This is a genomic window from Klebsiella sp. K47, assembly GCF_051858335.1.
In the GTDB taxonomy this organism is placed as follows: Bacteria; Pseudomonadota; Gammaproteobacteria; order Enterobacterales; family Enterobacteriaceae; genus Klebsiella; species Klebsiella pneumoniae.
Genome location: NZ_JBPYUI010000459.1, coordinates 1 through 221 on the forward strand (window position 1 = coordinate 1; position 221 = coordinate 221).

Genomic DNA, 221 nt, shown 5'->3' on the forward strand with positions numbered 1-221 from the left:
TGCAGTCGCCGATTTCGTCACCCGCGACACCATGGTCGAGTACATCACCGAACACCTGGACTGCGTGATCGACTGCATCGACAGCGTCATGGCCAAGGCCGCGCTGATCGCCTGGTGCCGCCGGCGCAAGATCGCCATCGTCACCACCGGGGGGGCCGGCGGGCAGATCGACCCCACGCAGATCCAGATCGCCGACCTCAACAAGACCTTCAACGATCCGC

1 protein-coding gene is annotated in these 221 nt (G+C 64.7%); it reads left to right on the forward strand.

Going from position 1 to position 221, the window contains the following annotated elements:
• Positions 1-221 (forward strand): ThiF family adenylyltransferase (locus RRF55_RS28785; RefSeq protein ID WP_439419414.1); only part of this gene is annotated, 221 nt, incomplete at both ends.